19 protein-coding genes and 1 pseudogene are annotated in these 21,207 nt (G+C 33.0%); all 20 read right to left on the bottom strand.

The genetic code is table 11. The features are described 5' to 3' along the window. Positions 1–261, bottom strand: a pseudogene (locus BLS90_RS11090) (helix-turn-helix domain-containing protein); the annotation flags it as partial. Positions 262–575: 314 nt separating this feature from the next. Beyond that, complete coding sequence (locus BLS90_RS11085; protein ID WP_091257681.1) at positions 576–1,721, bottom strand: DegT/DnrJ/EryC1/StrS family aminotransferase; 1,146 nt, start codon at positions 1,719–1,721, stop codon at positions 576–578. Continuing rightward, the gene (locus tag BLS90_RS11080) at positions 1,718–2,332 is read right to left on the bottom strand and encodes an acetyltransferase (RefSeq protein WP_091257679.1); all 615 of its coding nucleotides are present in this window, start codon (positions 2,330–2,332) and stop codon (positions 1,718–1,720) included. The genes BLS90_RS11085 and BLS90_RS11080 overlap by 4 nt, the downstream gene beginning before the upstream one ends. Continuing rightward, a complete protein-coding gene (locus BLS90_RS11075) occupies positions 2,325–2,924 on the bottom strand; it encodes a sugar transferase (protein ID WP_091257677.1) in 600 nt (199 codons plus the stop codon). The genes BLS90_RS11080 and BLS90_RS11075 overlap by 8 nt, the downstream gene beginning before the upstream one ends. Next, positions 2,917–4,152, bottom strand: coding sequence for a glycosyltransferase family 4 protein (locus BLS90_RS11070; protein WP_317039410.1), 1,236 nt, complete (start codon positions 4,150–4,152; stop codon positions 2,917–2,919). The genes BLS90_RS11075 and BLS90_RS11070 overlap by 8 nt, the downstream gene beginning before the upstream one ends. Positions 4,153–4,160: 8 nt before the next feature. After that, the gene (locus BLS90_RS11065; RefSeq protein WP_091257675.1) at positions 4,161–5,195 is read right to left on the bottom strand and encodes a glycosyltransferase family 2 protein; all 1,035 of its coding nucleotides are present in this window, start codon (positions 5,193–5,195) and stop codon (positions 4,161–4,163) included. 7 nt (positions 5,196–5,202) lie between these two features. Continuing rightward, positions 5,203–6,507 (bottom strand): glycosyltransferase family protein, encoded by a 1,305-nt coding sequence (locus tag BLS90_RS11060; RefSeq protein ID WP_139171414.1) that lies wholly within the window; start codon positions 6,505–6,507, stop codon positions 5,203–5,205. 4 nt (positions 6,508–6,511) lie between these two features. Beyond that, positions 6,512–7,516, bottom strand: coding sequence for a glycosyltransferase family 2 protein (locus BLS90_RS11055; protein WP_091257673.1), 1,005 nt, complete (start codon positions 7,514–7,516; stop codon positions 6,512–6,514). Next, positions 7,517–9,046 carry an oligosaccharide flippase family protein gene (locus BLS90_RS11050; protein WP_091257672.1) on the bottom strand — a complete coding sequence of 510 codons (1,530 nt, stop codon included), beginning with the start codon at positions 9,044–9,046 and terminating at the stop codon, positions 7,517–7,519. A gap of 75 nt (positions 9,047–9,121) precedes the next feature. Then, positions 9,122–10,102 carry a glycosyltransferase family 2 protein gene (locus tag BLS90_RS11045; RefSeq protein ID WP_091257671.1) on the bottom strand — a complete coding sequence of 327 codons (981 nt, stop codon included), beginning with the start codon at positions 10,100–10,102 and terminating at the stop codon, positions 9,122–9,124. A gap of 47 nt (positions 10,103–10,149) precedes the next feature. Next, positions 10,150–11,151, bottom strand: a complete 1,002-nt coding sequence (locus tag BLS90_RS11040) for a hypothetical protein (RefSeq protein ID WP_091257670.1) — start codon at positions 11,149–11,151, stop codon at positions 10,150–10,152. Positions 11,152–11,221: 70 nt separating this feature from the next. Continuing rightward, positions 11,222–12,451: a glycosyltransferase family 2 protein gene (locus tag BLS90_RS11035; RefSeq protein WP_091257669.1), complete on the bottom strand. Its 1,230-nt coding sequence runs from the start codon at positions 12,449–12,451 to the stop codon at positions 11,222–11,224. An 18-nt stretch (positions 12,452–12,469) separates the two neighbouring features. Further along, complete coding sequence (locus tag BLS90_RS11030) at positions 12,470–13,585, bottom strand: EpsG family protein (RefSeq protein ID WP_091257668.1); 1,116 nt, start codon at positions 13,583–13,585, stop codon at positions 12,470–12,472. Then, on the bottom strand, positions 13,582–14,793 hold the full coding sequence (locus tag BLS90_RS11025) for a glycosyltransferase (protein ID WP_091257667.1): 1,212 nt from the start codon (positions 14,791–14,793) through the stop codon (positions 13,582–13,584). Before BLS90_RS11025 ends, BLS90_RS11030 begins: the two co-directional genes overlap by 4 nt. Positions 14,794–14,808: 15 nt before the next feature. Next, positions 14,809–15,951, bottom strand: coding sequence for a non-hydrolyzing UDP-N-acetylglucosamine 2-epimerase (gene wecB / locus BLS90_RS11020; protein WP_091257666.1), 1,143 nt, complete (start codon positions 15,949–15,951; stop codon positions 14,809–14,811). A 6-nt stretch (positions 15,952–15,957) separates the two neighbouring features. Then, positions 15,958–16,836, bottom strand: a complete 879-nt coding sequence (locus tag BLS90_RS11015; protein ID WP_220083879.1) for a sugar nucleotide-binding protein — start codon at positions 16,834–16,836, stop codon at positions 15,958–15,960. A 100-nt stretch (positions 16,837–16,936) separates the two neighbouring features. Further along, positions 16,937–18,055: a polysaccharide biosynthesis C-terminal domain-containing protein gene (locus BLS90_RS11010; protein WP_091257665.1), complete on the bottom strand. Its 1,119-nt coding sequence runs from the start codon at positions 18,053–18,055 to the stop codon at positions 16,937–16,939. 3 nt (positions 18,056–18,058) lie between these two features. Next, a complete protein-coding gene (locus BLS90_RS11005; protein WP_091257691.1) occupies positions 18,059–18,481 on the bottom strand; it encodes a WxcM-like domain-containing protein in 423 nt (140 codons plus the stop codon). Positions 18,482–18,494: 13 nt separating this feature from the next. After that, positions 18,495–19,526: a polysaccharide biosynthesis protein gene (locus tag BLS90_RS11000; protein ID WP_091257664.1), complete on the bottom strand. Its 1,032-nt coding sequence runs from the start codon at positions 19,524–19,526 to the stop codon at positions 18,495–18,497. Between the two features lie 496 nt (positions 19,527–20,022). Then, on the bottom strand, positions 20,023–21,150 hold the full coding sequence (gene gmd, locus BLS90_RS10995; protein WP_091257663.1) for a GDP-mannose 4,6-dehydratase: 1,128 nt from the start codon (positions 21,148–21,150) through the stop codon (positions 20,023–20,025). Between the last annotated feature and the right edge of the window lie 57 nt (positions 21,151–21,207).

The following is a 21,207-nucleotide window of genomic DNA, read 5'->3' as shown; positions in this document are numbered from 1 at the left end:
TTTTACTTTGGCTTCAAGTTCCATTATCTTTTGTTCTGGCGACTTTGACATAGTAAATGGTGTTTGGTTTTCCCAATCAAAGTTACCGAATTTTCTAAGCCATTTAACAACAGTTGATCTATTTTGAATGCCATAAGTCTTTGTGGATTCTGTAACTGTAAGTTGTCCTCGTTCAATTTCTTGAACAATTTGTAATTTAAAAGACATTGAATAATCTTTTTGAGTCCGCTTCACATAGCGTGTTTCTTCATGTTTTTCCATTAGGATACTTTTTGTGTATCGCTATTTCAGGACGGGACAAATATAGGAAATAAAATTGTTGCTACTACGCGACTGCATTTTTTTATATCCGAACGAATAAAATACCTCTAGCGTATATTTTAGAACTTCTTTTACGTAATTTTTATTCTAAGACGTGGTGGTGTATCGAAAACCCGTTAGTTCGAGTGGCTCGTTTTTTTGTTGGATGTACCAAGAGTTCGTCTGTCCGAGTGCCCCGCTTTTTTTTGCGGGGTGTATCGAGAACCTTCAACCGAAACACTTGAAATCTTTACTGTGTTATTAAACACATACCCTTACTCTTTCGCGAAGAAATCCTGTACCGCTTCTCTTATTCTTTCTCTTTCGCTATCGGTCAGATTGGATCCAGAAGGCAGACACAAACCATTGTCAAACAAAGTTTCCGCTACGTTGGTGCCATAATATGGATAGCGCTCAAAAATAGGTTGTAAATGCATTGGTTTCCACAACGGACGTGATTCAATATTAGTCTGATCCAAAGCCAATCTCAACGCTTCCCGATCGATTCCTGTCGCTTCATTGGGGGCAACTAAAATAGCGGTTAGCCAATAATTAGCAAAATAGTCAGCGTCAGGAACTGTAAAAACGGTTACCGCCGCAATATCCTTGAATACATCAACATAAAAATCATGCATGTCCCGACGCAATTGTACATGGGCATTTAACACCTGCATTTGGCCTCGACCAATTCCGGCACAAATATTGCTCATGCGATAATTGTACCCTATTTCGCTGTGCTGATAATGAGGTGCTGCATCTCTGGATTGCGTTGCAAAAAAAATGGCTTTTTCTTTAAGCGCTGCCGTGGGAGTTACTATAGCGCCTCCGCCAGAAGTGGTAATAATTTTATTGCCATTGAAAGACAATACGCCGATGTCCCCAAAAGTACCGCATTTTTGACCTTTAAAACTGCTTCCTAAGGCTTCAGCGCTGTCTTCCAGAATAGGAATTCCATGAGTATTAGCAACTGCTCTTACGGCTTCAATTTTATACGGTACGCCGTAAAGGTGCACCGCTATAATGGCTTTTGGCTTTTTCCCTTTTTCAATTTCACTAGTGACTGCTTTCTCAAGCGCTACAGGGCATAAATTCCAAGTATCTTCTTCGCTGTCTATAAAAACAGGAGTAGCTCCTTGGTACAAAATAGGATTGGCTGAAGCCGAAAAAGTCATGCTTTGACACAGTACAGTGTCTCCAGCTTGCACCCCTAACAATACTAGACCCAAATGGATTGCCGCAGTTCCGGAACTCAGCGCTCCTACATGCGCTTCATGGCCCAAGTAGTCCTCTAAATCTTGTTCTAGTCCCGTAACATTAGGTCCTAATGGCGCTACCCAATTAGTATCAAAAGCGTCTTGTACATAGTTGCGTTCGGTTCCTCCCATGTGCGGAGAGGAAAGCCATATTTTTGAATTATTCATTTTATATTAAATTTAATTATTTTACCAGGATTCCCAACTACTACGGCATAATCTGGTACGTCTTTGATGATAACAGCACCAGCACCAATGACGCTCCATTTACCTATTTTGATTCCTTGAATTACAGTAGCACCAATTCCAATGTGACTGCCTTGCCCAACACTTACATTTCCTGCTAAGGAAACATTAGGTGATAAATGCACATAATCTGCAATTAAACAATCGTGTTCAACAACTGCGCCCGTGTTAATGATGCAATGCTTGCCAATGTGTGATTCCGCATTAAGTACAGCACCTGCCATAATTACACAACCAACATCAATACTAGCATATTGTGAAAGAATAGCCTTTGGATGTAAAGCGCTATAAAAAGCAGTACCCAATGCTTCAGCAATCTTTTTTCTTATGGCGTTATCTCCAATGGAGATCAGCATTTTTTTTTTTGAAAAATCAATACTATTCTTAGTGGAAACTACAGGGATTCCTAATAGATAGTCCGCTGAGGGAGCATCATCAAAAACGGCTTCCACAGTATAATTATTTGATTTTAGAATATCAATAATTACTTTACAATGACCACTGGCTCCGTATAAATATTTTTTATTATCCATGAAAAGGTTCTATTGTAGCAGCATTAGCTGCATTAATCCCTTCGCTTTTTACTACTTTTTGAATGGTCATGAATAGAATTTTTACATCTAAAATAAAGGAAAAATTATCGACATACCAAACATCATATTCAAATTTTTTATCCCAACTAATAGCATTGCGCCCGTTCACTTGTGCCCAACCTGTTATTCCAGGCTTTACCTCGTGCCGCCTTTTTTGAAAATCAGAATACAGTTCAAGATAATGAACCAATAACGGTCTTGGACCTATTAAACTCATATCGCCCATCAAAACGTTGAACAATTGAGGAATTTCATCAATTGATGTTTTGCGGACAAAAGATCCAATTAGTGTCAATCGCTCGGCATCTGACAATAAATTACCATTTGGGTCTTTCTTGTCATTCATCGTTTTGAACTTAATAATCTTGAAAATTACACCGTCTTTACCTGGGCGCAATTGAAAGAAAAAAGGTTTTCCCTGATTGGCAAAATACAGCCCTAAAGTTACCAAAAGAAATAACGGACTTAAAAGAAGCAGTCCCATTAAAGCTCCAAAGAAATCAATGATTCTTTTAAAAAAGGTTTTATACATTTTTTTCTAATCTTTTATATTCTGCTAAAATAGCCTCCCACACAACTTCCTGTTTATAACGGGAAACAATCAAAGCTCTGGCATTACGTTGCAGTTCGTTGTAAAAAACCAAATCGCACATCATCTTCATCATCTCTTCTTGCAGTGCGTTAGTACTTTTGACAGGGACAATAACCCCATTTTGTCCATCAATGATGATTTCATTAGAACCGTTAATATTGGTAACAATACTGGGTAAACCCATAGCTCCGGCCTGTAAAACTACATTCGGAAAACCTTCACGGTAACTAGGAAAAACCAAACAGTCACCGATGCCTAAATACGGACGAACATCTTTTTGAAAACCGACTGAAATGATATGGGTATTGGATGCTATTTCTTTCAGGGTTTCTTGTTCTAATGGATCTAATTCGGATTCTAAAGGCCCGACGAGAAGTAATTTTGAATTTTGAATTTTGAATTTTGAATTGACAGCCTCGTATAACAGATTTTCGTTTTGATGCTCTCCTTTCGACTCGTGATTCTCCCCCTTTGAATCTTCGTTTTTGAGTTTTTTGAATGCAGAAACCAGTTCATTAATTCCCTTATCTGCAACCAAACGGCCAACAAATACAAAAACAAAATCATTATCAGTTATGCCTAATTCATGTTGCAAAGACTCTTGCTCTTGAAGAGGTAACATTTCCTTTGAAAAAAAATGGGTGTCAATACCATTTACATTACCATTAGCAAGAACTCTTAATGGTTTTGAAGTGATACGATACGAAATCAAATCCTTCTTAACGCCTTGTCCTTCCGGATAAATATGCGTAGCACAAGAACAAAGCAAACGGTCCATTCCAATTAAAAGTTGTTGCAAAAAACCTTTTTTCGTAGGAAAGATAAGCCCCGTAAACGTGTGAATGCGAACTGGAACTTTAGCAAAATAACCAGCCAGCATCGTGAGTAAACCTGCTTTTGGTGTTATCGAATGAACGATTAATGGTTTTTCCTTTTTGAAAAGCCAGTACAACTGCCACAGGGATTTTAAATCTTTAAGCGGACTGATGCTCCGTTGCATAGGAATGGAATGGATTGACACTTGTTCTCTTGCCGCAACGGCTTCTAAGTGTTTATCGGTACCAGACACGGCAAGAACCTCATATTGCTGCTTTAAAAAAGCCAATTGCCCTTTAAGAAGATAATCCAGGGACATGGCAATGGTGGAAGTGCGGATAAGTTTAGACAAAATATAAATTAGTTATTTCTACTTACAAAGTAATTTATGCCCAACAGCGTTAAATAAACACCCACTACAAATTTATATTTTGCAAAAGCAAAAAACAATTTCCAGTGTATGGGAAAATAATTTAATTCTAATTGCTTGTACGCTTTTTCATATAATGGATCACTTAGGATTTGCTTTAAATTCTTAATCCTATCTCTATATCCTTTAGGATTTTGCATTTCATTCAATCCTAAGCCAATAATACTTAAGGCTATTCTATTATTAAACGCAATATGATAATCTTCTTTTTTATGCGCAATTAAATTTTGAATTCTATTGAACAAATTTTTCCAATCTGAGAATAAATTTTTCTTGTTTGTCGAGGTAAACGAATTTAAATTATACCTCCTGTAGTGATATAAAGGGCCGTCAATAACAAATGAAGTTTTACAGTATTCAAGATATTCTAAATTAAATAATAAATCCTCTGATGTTCCTATTTCTTTAGTTGAAATAAATTGTATTGAATTCCGATTTATAATGTCACTCCTATATAATTTTGCCCATACAGTCACCAAACTATCAGCTTGTGATGGATCAGACAATTCTTCTCCAATTAACCCAACAATTCTTCTTTGAATAAATGCTGACGAATAAAATCCTGCACAATTCAATTTACGTATTTGAGAGTTATTTATAAATTCTCGATAATAAGAAGCTATAACTAAATCATGATTCGTAGCATATTTTGACATTTGTTCCAGACAATCAGTGTCTAACCAGTCATCGCTATCAACAAACATGATAAAGTCACCAGTAGAAAGTTTGATACCCGCATTACGGGCACCGGAAAGACCTGTATTTTTTTGATCAATATATTTTATACGATTATCTTTTCGCGCATAATCTTCAATAATTTGCAGGCAATTATCAGGGCTTTCGTCATTAACTATGATAATTTCAATGTTTTGATACGTTTGATTTATCAAACTATCCAGACATTCCTGAAGATAATTTTCAACATTATAAACTGGAACTATTATTGAAATTAAGGCTTTAAACATACTACTTTTAATTTATCATTGATTTAAAATCGGCATGCAAATCCTTGGTAACAATTTTTGCATCATGGTTTCTTACGCCGCATTCCCATGCTTTGATTGCATATTCATTAATTTGTTCCGGAAACTCTAATAAATGTTGCAAAGTCTTTTTTATTTCGGAAACATCAGCAACACAGATGGCGGCATCCTCGGATTTAAGGTATTTGTAAGGAGAACTCTCCTTAGAGCAAATTGCCAAAATTCCTCTGCCAGTATGCATCAAATCTATAATTTTAGTGGAGAAAGAAAGTCTGGTGAGCAATCGCTGCTTTAATTCAAAAGATTCCACATGTAATACTAAATCAGCACCAGAATATTTAATATTTAACTGTTCCATGGAAACCTTACCTAATAACAAACTGTTTTGACCATCATCTAGCAACAATTTAAGTTTTTCAGTGATGGGCGTCTGCGTATAAATATGCAGCTGAATTTTAATTTCATTTTGATTGATTTCTTTTATTGCTTGCGCTAATTTATGCAAGGTTTTAAACCGATTGTAAATTAGATTTCCACCATACATTATAATTAAAGGATTTCCACAGTCTGTTTTTAACGGAGGAACCCCTTCAAAATTTCCTGTTTTTTTCAATACTTTCATTGGTACTTTCAATACGGGCTGGTATTCTTCAAGCTGCTCCTGTGTCATCGTATACAACAAGGAATAGTGTTTTGCGGTAGCAATAACATTTTTTCGCAATAGTAGTCTGTTAAACCAGTATACAGGAGAAATAGAAAACTGACGAAAGGTAAGATGATCGTCAGAAACGTATGATACCAATTTTTTATTTGTCAGCTCTGCAACATAGCGGTCTATACGGTGCATAAAAAGACTATAATACATGGGTGCAAAAATCACATCTGGATTGTAATCTAGAACGAATTTTTCCAATTCAGGCGTTTGCCATTTAGAGCCTCTCCAAATCAAATCTTGCAGGGTATGAAATATAGGGAAATTTAATTTTTTTAAAAAAGTAAGCCAATTGGAACTTGAGGGATTTTTAATCGTTAATTCGTCTTGAATCAAATAGTCTGACGATTGCAATTCTCGTCCAAAAGTTTGGTTTTTAAGGAATGCTTTTATGACTTCTCCTTCCGAAATATGAAAATATTTTGCACAAATAGAATTAGAAGGCATTGCAGGATTAGTAAAAATTTGTGCAAATTCATATTCATCAGTAAAAGTACTGAACAAATTGGAAAGTACATTTCCGCCATTACTGTCTTCCCGCCATGATTCTCCAGAAATAATTAATATTCTTTTCTTATTCATTGAATTAAACAATTTTTTTTAAGCTAGGCCATTTGTTAAGGGCAAAATGAGCCGTTCTAAAAATTTTAGCTCCAAATTCAATCCCGAAAAGTTCAATTACTGTTCTACTCAAAACCGTCTTTTTTCCTTGCGCATATTTTAGTATCCCTGAATTTTTTTTGAGTTCTGCATGCAATATCCTTTTTTCATTTGCAGGAACGCTCGCATAGATAATATAAGCGGTAATATACTGATAGGCTAAATAGGATAACAAATATGTATTAGTAACTGACAAATCTTTCTCTAATTCAGGCCTCCATTTTGACACTGAAAACAAAATATCTACAGCACTTTTTGAATCTGCGGTTGTCGTTATGGCACCCGGTCTGTTTTTTATATACATATAAAACGCATCATTAACTGCATCGAAAGATGCTGCTTTACTAAACGAATTAATCAGCCAATCAATATCCTCAGCTTTTATACCTGTTACAAAAAACAGCTCATGCTCTAATACCAAACATCTTTTAATAGTTAAAATCCAGGCTGAACCGGGAAAATGATGAGTTGCAAATAAGGACTGTATTGCTGCATCTTTACCTTTTCTAATGGATGCTATGTCATAATTTCCTCTTGCCACTATAAGCGTATAGCTCTCTACAAATACATCTTTGGCGCCATAAAGGATTATATCTGCGTTTGAAACTTGCATGGATTGGACCAGGTTAAACAAACAATCTTTACCATCCCAGTAATCATCGCTGTCTAAAAACATTATGTATTCTCCCATAGCACTCTTAATCCCTTCATTACGAGCATCTGACAAACCACCGTTTTTTTTATGAATAACCTTTACTCTGGCATCTTTTTTTGCGAACTCATCGCAAATTACAGGACAATTATCGGGTGAACCGTCATCAACAAGGAGTACTTCAATATCCTTAAAATCTTGATCGAGCACACTACTGATGCATTTATGCAAATAGGCTTCTACTTTGTAAACCGGAATTATAATACTGATTAGAGGCATTTAACTTAATTTATTAGGCGTAAATTTTTTATAAATAGATAAAATTAATTCTTTCTCATATTTGTTTAAGCTAAAAAACCACATAACAACTATGTATACTAAAGCTATAATACTAGCCTTTATAAAAAAAACAACAAAATTAGTAGCCGGAATATAATAATTAACTGCAAAACCAAATCCCAAAGCTATCGCTAGAGATGGAGCCATTTTTAGTAAACAGGCCTTAAAAAAATAAATTATGTTTATTTTCATTATCTTTTGGTAGAAAATATTTATTATTATAACTTCAAAAATTAATAGAGAAATTACAATTCCCATTGCGGCACCTAATGCTCCAAAGTATGGTATTAAAAATACAGATAATAATATACTCATTATCGCAGCAACCATAAAAATGATAGCCTTAAATTTAATTTTGTTTTCAACATATAACAATGTCGAAGCGATTTCTTGAGTAAGCGTAAAAAAACCTGGAAAAATTAGCATAAGTACTATTGGATAAGAATTAGCAAACTTTGGTCCCATCCAAAGAACAATAAATTCTTGACCCAAGGTAATCATTCCAATGTACAATATTCCAATTATAAACAATTGAATTCTACCTACTTTCACCATTAATTGCAGCACTTGCTCTCGATTTTCTGAAGTAGATAACAACCCGGAGACTTTAGGCAAAAATAAACCATTTAAGGCACTGGCAAAAGTCCAAACGTAGCTTTCTATTAACATTCCAATAGAAAAAACAGCAATAGCCGTTGTGCCTGAATAAATTCCTAAAAGTGTAGGGGCAATATTGATTATCAAGCGTTGGGCAATCCCCAATACTGAAGTCCATGCGGAAAAACCAAAAAGTTCTTTAGTTAACGCTTTGCTTTTATATTTTAAGTCAATTTTTATAGCAGTAGTTTTAAATAAATAAATCAATTTAAATAAAATAACTATGATTCCTATAAATGCATTGATGGCTATAATGGCATACAATTTATAGCCCAATAAAAGAGCGATAACCATAAAAAGTATTACTCCAATTTTACTAAAAATATCACAAAGCTTGAGTACCACAAAGCGTTCAAAAGCAATAAATACACCATTCAAAGACATGAACGGAAACGAAACTAAACTAAATAGACCCGCAATTACGTAGATGGTTTTGAACTTTTCAATTTCAGCAGAATTGAGCTGTAGAAAAATATTCTGCAGAAAAAAAAACACAACAACTAGTGCTATGAGCATTATTAAACTTATCAAAAGATAAATTTTAGTAGTAATACTCAACAATTGGTTTACCTTTTGCTCATTATTTTCAGCGCGATATTTGGCTAAAAAACGGGCAATAGCTTGTCCTAAACCAAAATCAATCGTAAAATAAATTAAAAAAGAAGATACCAAAACATACAAACCATAATCTGATTTACCAATACTATTAACCATCCAAGGTGTATAAATTAAACCTGTGATAATATTAAAAACAATTGATATGTATGATATAATTGCTGCTGTTTTAATTTGTTTATTGCTAGTTTCTGTCATTTGAATTTATATAAATACATCCGTTCATTTTTTATTATAAAAATCATTAATTTTCTTTTAAGAAATATCTTAAACTTATCTAATAAAAACCTTGAAAAACAAAAGAGCTCCTTTCAATCCAAAATATCGCATTATCCACGCAATAAGATGATGTCTAGAACTATCATAAAATTTAGAATATTTTAAAATATGTTTATTTTCATCTAAGACAACAAACAATTCACTTTTTAATTGATTATTAGTTATTATATTTGCATAGATATGCAGGCTTGATAAATACAAGGATATAAATCTTTTGTATAGTACACGCTTTTGTAAAGTTGAAATACTTGTTTTTTCAAAAAAATTAATTAAGACTCCGGTAGTAAACCCTTTATCAAAAGCTTTTTTAAAATAATTTTTCTCCGTAGCTATTTGGGTTACAGAATCTTCGGGTGTAGTTCTGAAGTAGATAGGTTTAGGCAGTATACAAACCTTTTTTGCCCTGTAAAATGCCTTAGGGGTCCACTCTTCATCATCACAAATTAGATTCTTAAAAAGATTATTTTTATTTAATATAGTCTTTTTCCACAATCTTGATCTTGTGGTAGGATGATAGATGTCTTCTTTAATCAAATACTCCATTACTTCAATTCCATCAAAAATTAACTTCTTTGGCTTATTTTTATTATTCCATACTCCTAAAAAATCTGACAATACTATATCACAATCATTTTCTTCAGCAATTTCAATCATTTCAGAAAAACAATTTTTATCACTTAAATAGTCATCCGCGTCCACAATAAAATAATAATCTCCAATACCTTGTAAAATTCCAGAATTAACCGCAAGTGCATGGCCTCCATTTTCCCTGTGGATTACCTTAATTCTACTATCTTTTTTAGCATAATCTTCACAAATTTCTGGGCAATTATCAGGTGATTGATCGTCTACTAAAATATATTCAAAATCGGTAAATGACTGATTTAAAACAGACTCAACACATTTATGAATTAATTTTTCCTTATTATAGACAGCGGTAACAACTGTAATCTTTGGTTTAGAAATCACATTCATTTTTTTTTCTTTAATATTTAATAACTTATATCTTTCCTAATGAATAATTACTTTAAGAATCTTCGTTTAAATCCTTTAAGAATTGAATTAAAATCACCGCCTATTATACGATAAGTGATAGACTCTATTAATCGATAGAGCTTTACTATCGGGTATCCATCTCCCATTAAGCGGTCCAATCGTTTTTTGAATTCTAAATCATTAACCATATATTTTGGATGCTTTAAAGGAAAAACTAATGTATACGTTTTCATAAAATAAATACTTCTAAGCCCCCTAGGAATGAATTTTATCGAGCTCACAGAATTAGCACCATCATTAGACAAGCCGATATTACTTATCATATTATATTTTGGAACAATATTTAATTTAGAATTCATTAACAAATTCATCCCTAATTGAAAAGACCAAGATGTCAATGGTTTTCCCTTTTCTATATTGCCTTTCAAATATTCAGCCATACTTTCTAATTTAGAATCAGTATTGTAAACTATCTTTGTTGAATATTTATCTTCCAAAAAAAGTAAATTATAATCTACATCATCCCAAACACGTTTCCAAGTTGCCCAGCCCCAGATAGATCCTGAAGTAGTAAAAAAATAATCATCAGGTGCCTCTTCATGCACACCTAAATTATTCATTCCACAGATCAATCCTAATCGTTCATCATCTTTATATCTTTCCAATAACTCTGACGTAAATGGAAATAAATCTTGCGACGGTACGCAGTCATCCTCTAAAATCAATAATCGGTCTACGTATTCAAAAGCCCAATTAAGCCCCGAAAACACACGCATTCCGCAACCTAAATTTTTGAATGAATAATTGGTATACACTTCACATTCCCAATCGATATTACTAACAATTTCTCTACATTTTTTTATATTGTTTTCATCACTTAAATTATTAATTCTGGCACCATCTTGAATTAAAAAAAGCTTTTTAGGTTTAGCTTTTCTAACTTCTTGAAAGGTAATTTTAAGTAAGTCTGGTCTGGCAAAAAATATTAAAGCTATTGGAGGGGTATTATCAAATAAAATATTCTTCATTTTTTTTTTATTTTAAATAAAAAAGTAACATCTTGTTACTTTAAACATAGAGCAAATATAAAAACTACTACTATATTTGAAAATTTTTTAATTTTTCAATCATTTTATTAATAGATAAAGACCTCTTTTTTAAATAATTACTAAATATTTTTTCAGCCTCAATAATATTTATGACATCTTCATAATTATTTACTGAATTCTTTTTCCTAGTGAGCTTATTTACCACTTTATTAAAAAAATCTTTATAAGGTCCATTTATAATTTCTACAATTAATTTGATTTTTAAATTTGCTTTATTAACACCTTCCTTTTTAAAAAACATAGTATAATTCTCAATTATAATTTTTCTGTATTCACTATAATTATAATAACAATAAGCTGATAATCTAGACACATTAAATATCCCAATCAAATCTTCCCTATTCATATCTTTTAAAGCAGCTAATGCTGAGTCAGCCCATATAGTTTCTACACTATAAAATTTCGGCACCAAACTTGACCATTTATAATTATCATGACCTTTAAGTTGAGGAGCATCTTCCAGTTTCCCAACATGCCTTCCTGTTGCAGCCTGTCCAGAACCGCTGTTACTACAAACCCCAGGAATTGTCAAAGGATAATCAATTTTCAAAACCTTATCAACAACTAAAGATAATGCCAAAGAACTGTAAATATCTGGTGATAACCCCCCAAAATAATTTCCTGTTATTTCTTTTACTTCATTCATAGCCCTTTTTGTAACTATACCATGGTATATTTTTACCAAATTATATTTTAGATAATTTTGCCCACCAGATTTAAGAAGCTTATTCAGCTCTTTTTTTGTTTCATACAATTTTGCATTCATACTAAAATCAATAATCATAAGATTCCCATTATCATTTTTATAATATGAAATCCCTGTATTGGGCCATATGTAATTAAGTCTAATTTCAGGAGAAATAGCTTCAATATTTTTAGATTTTGCCCAATGTACAAAATCCACAATTTCCGGATTAACACCATCATCATCTCCAATCATACATAAATATTCACCATCAGCTTGCTCGACACCTCTACTGAAATTTTGGATAAAGGATAATGTACCTGGAGAATAATTATATTTAATTCTATGAAGATCACTACTATTTATAAATCTATCAAACAAAGAATTAGTATCACTATTATCCTGTAAAACTATTTGTACATCATCATTGGTTGCTCCTAAAACCTGCATTACGGACGCAAAAGCATAATCCTCTCTATTCCTAGTAGGAATGATAATTGATAATAAATAAGTTTTTTTAAGTTCCATTGTCATTTTAATTAGTTTTATATTTTAATTATAATAAGCTTTAAACAAGCGCATTTCTTCCCAAAAAAAACCATAGGGTGACGTATTCCAATTTGATTTTAGAAATAGCGCAATTAAAACTATTATGATAAAAAAAGTAAGATCTCTTTTTACACGAAGAGAAACTGCTTGAAAAGAATATATTATTTCCGGAATAAATAGCAGCATAAAAATAGAAAAATATTGCACTACCCGCATCGCAGAAGGATTTACCCAAGTTAAAGGAATGAAAAGCAACGCTATCGCAAAAGCATTGTAATACTGCTGTGCCTTTATATTATTTTGCAGAATAGTTTTGCTCCGCAATAAAGCAACAATCGAAATTAATAAAAACAGTGCCGTAAAAGTCGAAGTTCCGGCCGCTTCATTAATACCATATTCTTCATAGCCTCCTAAGATCTTTAAATAGGTGGATAGATTATTTCTAAACACCATAATAATTGGAAAAATTAAAAGGACTACTCTAAAAAATAATTTTGGTTTACTGATTTGAGCTATGTAATAAAAAGGAATAAAAAGCAGCACTGATTTGTGGATAGTGGATGCTATTACTATCAATAGCAAAAAAGGAATTAACTTTCTACGTTTTATCAATTCAAAGCTAAACATGGCCGCGGCAGTTGCAATGGTCTGTCTGTGTCCGGTTATGGAAAAGAAACTATAAAACAGCACAGAATAAATTACAAATGCAAGTATGGCATCAATCAGCCGTGTCGTGTTTTGATAAATAAAATTTCCTAAAGCCGAGAAAAAAACAATAGCAATTACAATTAGAAGCAGCTGATATTCTCCAAATATACTGGACACTAGTTTTTCAAAAGCAGCATAACCCGGGTCTTTACCAATACCAAAGCTATAATAATCAACTATTCTTATGTAGATGTCCTGCCATGAACTACTTCTGGAATCCTGGAAAGATAAAAAATATGTATGCGTATCTGAACCAACAACCACATTTCGCAATCCAGATTGCAGCATAAGAATAAAACAAATAATACGAATATACTTTTTCCTATTGCTTTCATTATTTTTATCTTTTTTTCGCGAAAAATGAAATCCAAGAAAAAGGATTAAAGCAATAACTATTAAATTTATAATCATTCCTGTAGTATAGTATTATATACACCAATTGTTTGTTTGATATTGCTGGTGTAATCAAAATTTTCAACGACACGTTGTCTACATTGTGTCGCATAATAGGCTTTAGTGTTTTCTTTTATTTTATAAATCGCTTCTACTACTTGCTGGACATTTCTTTTTTGTACCACATAGCCACAATTTGTGTCAATAATTTCCGGGCAGGCAGTAGCATCATACACTATCGCAGGGGTACCGCAACTCAAAGCTTCTGCTATCACTTTCCCAAAGGTGTCTTCAGTAGATAAATGAACATATGCATCAGCAAATGAATAGGCTTTGGCCAATTCACTATTACCATTTAAATAATCTATGTGTTTAATAGTGTGAGGCAATAGTTTTGGTTCTTCTACCTTACCAATCATTATTAGTTGTATTTCAGTTGGAAGTAAAGAAGCTAGTAGTAAAGCATCCTGATATTTTACATCGGTCTTATGCCAACCTGCACTAACTACCAAAACAGTAAACTTTTCCGGCGATATTTCATACTTAACATGAAAATCAGTAGGGTACAGAGGTTTAAAAACCTCATGATTTACCCAATTATAAATAGGAATAATAGGAAATTTATTTAAAAAGGATTTACTCACTTCACGAGCCAACCATTTAGAAACGGGAATTATGGTCATATTTTTAATGCTGGTAAACCATTCTTTTTTGTCATCAAACATGGCACTGGAACGATCCAGTAGCAGACTTGGTGGGTAATTTTGAACTTGGGGACAGTTGTTACAATGTGTTTGCCATTTAAAACATTGAACATCGGCATAATGGGCACATTTACCTGTAAATGCCCAACAATCATGTAAGGTCCAAACTATTGGTTTTTGTACTTCAGTTAAATAATTAAATAGAATTTTCAGGTTTAAATAATTCCCATGCAAATTATGCAAATGGATGATATCCGGATTATAATCCTTTATAAAATCCACTAACTTTTTGGTTCCTGAATGGGTAAAATAGCCTTGTTTTCCAAAAATTCTAGAGCCCACGTTATGTAAATGATTCTCTAAAACCGTTCCTATTTTAAAACCGTTTTCGTATCCTTTAGTTAATTGTCCGTAAGCAATATAGCATTCGTGACCTATTGATTCTAATTCAGTCGCTAGATCAACACAAATAGAACCTGTGCTACCATAACCGGAAACCGAATTGATCATTAAAACTTTCATATCAAATATACTATATTAATGTTTTTTCCAAACTACTCTGTTAACATAATCGGTATAACTTAATATGATACGAACCACTTTTTCACCTACATTTGGCATTGAGTAATCTGCAATGGGTCTGAAATTGCGTTCTTCATCTATATTTTGTTTTTGTAGTTGAACGATTCCTTGCATAATTCTCTCAGGATTTAAACCGACCATCATTACCGATGCCTCTTCCATCGCTTCTGGACGTTCATGGGCTTCTCTTATATTTAATGCTCTAAAATTAAATATGGATGATTCTTCAGCAATCGTACCACTATCAGACAATACTGTATATGAATTCATTTGTAACGCATTATAATCATGAAATCCCATTGGTTTTAAAAATTGAATTTTTGAGTGCATTTTTATTTTCTCATTCTCAATCATATTACGAGTACGGGGATGAGTTGTTACTATAATAGGGTATTCATATGTTTCAGCTATCAAATTCAAGCTTGTCATTAAATTATAAAAGTTCTTTTTATTATTAATGTTCTCTTCCCGATGTGCTGAAACTACAAAATATTTATTTTCCTTTAGATCAAGCGTACTTAAAATATTAGATAATTTAATTTTAGGCAAATAATGATTTAGAACTTCAAACATAGGTGAACCTGTTTTGATAATTCTGTCAGCTGGCAAACCTTCTCTTAACAAATATTCACGAGCAATATCACTGTAAACCATATTTACATCTGCAACATGGTCCACAATTTTACGATTCGTTTCTTCAGGAACTCTTTGGTCAAAACAACGATTTCCAGCCTCCATATGAAAAACTGGTATTTGTCTTTTTTTAGCAGGAATTGCACATAGACAAGAATTTGTATCTCCTAAAACTAAAAAAGCATCTGGTTTTTCACTAACTAATAATGGATCAACTTTAATTAAAATTTGTCCAATAGTTTCATTAGCAGTAGAATTTGTATTGGCTGCATTAAGAAAAAAATCAGGTTTCCTAAGTCCTAAATCCTCGAAAAATATCTGATTTAATTCATAATCATAATTTTGTCCGGTATGAACAATTATATGCTCAATAGCTTCAGAATCATCTAAGGCAACCATCACTCTTGAGAGTCGTATAATTTCAGGACGCGTGCCTATAATAGTCATTAATTTAAGCTTTTTCAAATCTTTCTATTTTTTAAATTTATAATGTGGATACTTAGATGTACTTTTAAGCATCCAACCTGCCATTTCTGATATCATAGTTTCATAGTTTGGAACTTCATATTCAAAGTTAAAATTGGTTCTTAACAATGATTTATCAGAAACAAAACCTTCAAAAGGTTCTATTTTTAATGTATTGTTTCGTAAATATTTATTAAACAAATTCAGTAAATTAAATTTACTTATTGGTTCTTTATAAACCATATTAATCAAACCAACAGCATTTTCAGATGCTGCTTTTTCCATTATTTTAGCTAATTCTAAGGTAGTAACTCCAGTCCACATAGCATTGGTAAATCCTTTCATTGGATCATCTTGTTTCATAAACCAATTTAAAAGCCCTATTCCGTTTTCGTTAATATCCGGTCCTACAATTGAACTCCTAAGTGTTAAATTTTTGGTGTCATTAACTTCTCCTATTGCTTTAGTTCTATCGTAAAAAGATTTTCCATCCGGAAAATCAGACTCTTTATAACTTCCTTTTTCTCCCGAAAACACACAATCAGTACTCATTAAAATTACTTGAGTAGCCATTTCTTTTGTCAATGAAACTAATAAATGCGGAAAATATGAATTTAAATAGACTGCTTTTTCTTTATTCTCTTCCGCAAATTGATTTAGTATCCCAATACAATTTATTATACAGTCATATCTACCTTCATGAATCGTATTTTTAACCAAATCACTATCAGTAACATCACCAATAATTGATGAAATACTAGTCGAACTATTTCTACTAAATCCAGTCACATCATGACCTTGTTGTGTTAAATAGGTGGCAATTGTATTTCCTGCCATGCCTGAAGAACCGAAAACTAAAAATTTCATTTTTTTATTTGTATTCATTTTTTACAATTTAATCAATTTAAACACCTGAATTATATATTTTAATTATAAATAATTATTTTCTATCTTTTTAATTAATATAATATCTTAACTTATTTTTTCAAACTTCTTCAAAATAAGTATCTGCATCATAAACATTGTAAGGTTCATTTATCCAAAAATTGGTATACAACACCTCATCACCAATATTTTTAATATTGTGCGTATACCAGATTGGCATGTCCACATAAGCAGGCTCTGCTCCATCGAGATAAAAATCTAACACTTCATCCGTACCGATACGACGCAACTGAATTAATGCTTTTCCCTTTATTACCGCAAAACGCTCAATTTTACGCGTATGATAATGATTCCCTCTAGTTATTCCGGGAACTGTCGTGGAGAACGAAACTTGTCCCCCAACACCTAATCGAATAACTTCTACAAATGAACCCCTGGGATCAATATGCTGGATGAATTTCACCGGGAAATGAGTTACAATATCCATATAACAACGAAAAGTATTGAACAAATTCAATTCAAACGTATTATTAATAGATGGTATTTCTCCTTTATCTTGATATTGATTTTTATAATTTTCTAATAAAGAAAGTAGCACTGACACCTTGGATTCTGATGTATGGGTAACCAAAACCTCATCTTTTCCTATACCGCTTCTAATTTCCTTAAGGATTTCAGCTATCAATTCGTTCACATAAATCAGCTTTACGTCTCCGTCAACCTCAATTTTCGGTGTTTCATTATGGGATAATTTATGACAGAACGTCGCAACAACAGAATTGTAATTTGGTTGTCCAAAAGGCCCAAAAACATTCGGAATTATCATTCCTGTGAATTTACCTCCTGTTTTATTTGCCCAACCAACCATCAACTCACGCCCTTCTTTTTTGGATTTCCCATACAAATTGTCTCTTTCTTCTTGTGTAGAGGAAGAAAACAAAACATGTGGCTTACTCGTTGTAGCAGACAAAGCACTTATCAACTTTTTTACCAAGCCCAGATTAGTATCATAAATTACTTGTGAGTCATTATGCCGATTCATGGCAGCTAAATGAACAATAACATCACATTGTGATACAAAACCATTTAATAGCTCATCCTCTTCAAAAAATTCTTTTTGAAAATCAACTCTTTCAAATTCTTCAGGAAATAACCCTAAAGTATTATACAAATGCGTTCCTACAAATCCAGCCTGACCAGTAATTCCTACTTTTAACATAATTTATTTTTTTTCCTGAAAATAATCCGACTCAAATCGGAATTCATCTTTTACCTCTCCTAATGAATAATCTGCCAGAACCAGCAATTTTGAATCAGGTTCTAACGACTGAATACTGCTCACATATCCTTGAGGAATGTGAAGTACATCTAGTTTTTCTGAATTGATTACAAAAGTTAAGAGTTCCAAATCTTTAGTAGGATTATCCCAGTGGTCTATTGCAATCAACTGGATTCGAAACGAACCCTTCATAACTGAAAACCATCGTTGTTCTACTTTATGTCCTTGCCACGCTCTTACAAAATCAGTATTTTCATTTTCTATCATATACATTCTTTTGATTACTGAAGCATCAAAATCATTATTATAAAATAGCGTTCCTCTGGAATCGATATACCTACCACCTTGTGTTATTTCTGGAATCATTTTATCTTTATAATTACCCTGGCATTTGAGCCACATCTTCACCAAAAACTTCTTTTTTAATTAGAGGCAGATTCACTAACAGTTTTTTCATTCCTTCAACACCCAATTGGTCTGTATTATGAGAATGATAATCTTCTATTAGAGAAACGTCTTGTTCTCCTTCAGAAAAATACTGTGCATAATTCAAATCTCGATTATCTGCCGGAATTCTATAGAAATCGCCCATATCTTCTGCTTTTACCATTTCCTCACGCGTACACAATGTTTCATATAACTTCTCCCCATGACGTGTTCCTATTATTTTTATTTCATTATCGGCATTGCAAAGTTCTTTTAAAGCCTGCGCTAAATCCCCGATAGTTCCTGCCGGTGCTTTATTAACGAACAAATCGCCTGAATTACCATGCTCAAAAGCAAACAAAACCAGTTCTACTGCCTCATCTAATGACATAAGGAAACGGGTCATTTTAGGATCGGTGATAGTAACGGTTTTACCTTCCTGAATTTGTTTTAAAAACAAAGGAATCACCGAGCCTCGAGAGGCCATTACATTTCCATAACGAGTCAAACAAACTGTAGTATCTGTAGTATTTCTTGATGCTGCAATGGCTACTTTTTCCATCAATGCTTTAGAGATTCCCATTGCATTAATCGGATAGGCTGCTTTGTCTGTACTCAAACAAATAACTTTTTGTACTTTATTCGCTGCAGCGGCATCAATTACATTTTGCGTTCCAAATACATTCGTTTTTGTAGCTTCTAATGGAAAAAACTCACAAGAAGGCACTTGTTTTAGCGCCGCGGCATGAAACACATAATCAACTCCACGCATGGCACGCTCAACACTTGTATAGTCTCTTACATCTCCAATATAAAATTTCAGTTTGTCATTTTTTAATTGATTACGCATGTCATCCTGCTTTTTTTCATCACGAGAAAAAATTCGAATTTCTTTAAAGTGATCACTAAATAAAAACCGATTTAATACTGCATTTCCAAAGGAACCCGTACCCCCAGTTATCATTAAAATTTTATCTTTGAACATATTAATTATTTTTTAAATTATATCTATCATTCTTAAACATCATCAAAAACTATTCACAACATCCAGTAAAACATTTACTTCAATTTTTGTAAACATTTTTTTTAATTCCATCTCCGCTACTTGATTTACTAAAAACCGTCAATTTGTTGCAATAAAAAAAAAATAATTTATTTTTTTACATCAAATTTTCGACCTGTGTAGTTTCTGTTTTTTTTTTAAAGTTCTTATTTATATTGATTTAAAGTATATTAAAATTAACCTAATGGGTATAATTAAAAAAAGTTTTTGACACATTTCGTTCTATTTTATTTTATAAGAAACACTCGAACTGAGGCTTTGAATACTTGGTTTTAAACGATTAAGTCATTAACTGTTTAGCTTGTTTTAAATGATTATGATTTTAGTTAAGGATTAAACTTTTTGGAACGATTTACTGATTAATTATTTAGTTTATTTAAACGACTAAATTTTCTCTAACCGATTAACCCTATCCAATTTACTCAAAATAATTCAAAGCGTTGTAGCCTCCCTCTTTTAGGTATTGGTCTTTTTGCATCAGTTTCAAGTCGGATTGCATCATTTCTTTAACTAATGCTGGCAAATCATATTGACACTCCCAGCCCAATTTGGTGCGGGCTTTATTTGGGTCTCCAATTAATAAATCGACTTCTGTTGGTCTAAAATATTTAGGATCTACTGATAAAACTTCTTTTCCAATTTCTATTTGGTATTCTGGGTTAGAGCATAATTTCACAAACCCTTTTTCATCAACTCCCTCTCCTTTAAACTCTAATTTAATACCTACCTCAGCAAAACTCATACGCACAAAATCACGCACCGATGTTGTTTTCCCGGTCGCAATTACCCAGTCTTCGGCTTCATCCGCCTGTAAAATCATCCACATCATTCGTACATAATCTTTTGCATGACCCCAGTCACGTTGGGCATCTAAGTTTCCTATAAATAATTTATCTTGTAATCCCAACACTATTCTGGAGGTAGCTCTTGTAATTTTGCGGGTTACAAAAGTTTCGCCTCGAATAGGCGATTCATGATTAAACAAAATACCATTACAGGCATACATTCCGTAGGCTTCTCTATAATTCACTGTAATCCAAAAAGCATACATCTTGGCTACGGCATACGGAGAACGTGGGTAAAAAGGAGTTGTTTCGGATTGTGGCACCTGCTGTACTTTACCGTACAATTCCGATGTGGAGGCTTGATAAATACGGGTCTTTTTTTCTAATCCTAATAATCGAACCGCATCCAGAATACGTAATGTTCCCAATCCGTCAGCATTTCCCGTGTACTCCGGCATTTCAAAAGAAACGGCCACATGACTCATCGCAGCCAGATTATAAATTTCATCGGGTTGAATTTCTTTGATCAGACGAATTAAGTTGGTCCCATCCGTCATATCCCCGTAATGCAAAAAGAAATTGCGATTGTCCACATGCGGGTCCTGATACAAATGATCAATCCGATTGGTGTTAAACAAAGAGGATCGCCTTTTAAGACCGTGAACAATGTATCCCTTTTTCAATAAAAACTCACTTAAATATGCTCCATCTTGTCCGGTTACTCCGGTAATGAAAGCTATTTTTTGTGTAGTGCTGTCCATAAATTAAGTCTTAATATTCACCAGAAAAACACAACACTAACCCATGTTGAAACGGGA

The organism is Flavobacterium omnivorum (genome assembly GCF_900099915.1).
GTDB lineage: Bacteria > Bacteroidota > Bacteroidia > Flavobacteriales > Flavobacteriaceae > Flavobacterium > Flavobacterium omnivorum.
This window is presented reverse-complemented; position numbering and strand designations above follow the sequence as displayed.